This window comes from Orrella sp. 11846 (assembly GCF_048820935.1).
Classification (GTDB): Bacteria; Pseudomonadota; Gammaproteobacteria; order Burkholderiales; family Burkholderiaceae_B; genus Algicoccus.
Window position 1 is genome coordinate 1 of the sequence record NZ_JBMERD010000053.1, and the last position, 560, is coordinate 560.

Genomic DNA, 560 nt, shown 5'->3' on the forward strand with positions numbered 1-560 from the left:
ACAGTTCTGGCACGTAAGTTTGGTGGTGACGCCAAAGACTACGCAACGATCGATGCTGCGCCTGAAGAGCGCGCACGTGGTATTACGATCAGTACTTCACACGTTGAGTACGAGACAGAGAATCGTCACTACGCGCACGTTGACTGCCCAGGTCACGCTGACTATGTGAAGAACATGATTACGGGTGCCGCCCAGATGGACGGTGCGATTCTGGTTTGTTCGGCCGCTGACGGTCCAATGCCCCAAACACGTGAGCACATCTTGCTGTCACGTCAGGTGGGTGTTCCTTACATCGTCGTGTTTTTGAACAAAGCCGACATGGTTGACGATGAAGAGCTGGTTGAGTTGGTTGAAATGGAAGTTCGTGAGCTTCTGTCCAACTACGACTTCCCAGGTGACGACACACCGATCATTAAGGGTTCGGCTCTGAAAGCACTGGAAGGCGACACAAGTCCAATCGGTGAGGCAGCGATTTTGGAATTGGCTGCAGCCCTGGACTCCTACATCCCCACACCTGAGCGTGCAATTGACGGTGCATTCTTGATGCCTGTTGAAGACGT

At 52.9% G+C, this 560-nt stretch carries 1 protein-coding gene; it reads left to right on the forward strand.

What is annotated here, in order from left to right; genetic code table 11:
- Positions 1 to 560, forward strand: a 560-nt coding sequence (locus tag ACOI06_RS14575; protein ID WP_420663315.1) for a GTP-binding protein, incomplete at both ends; no start/stop codon positions are given.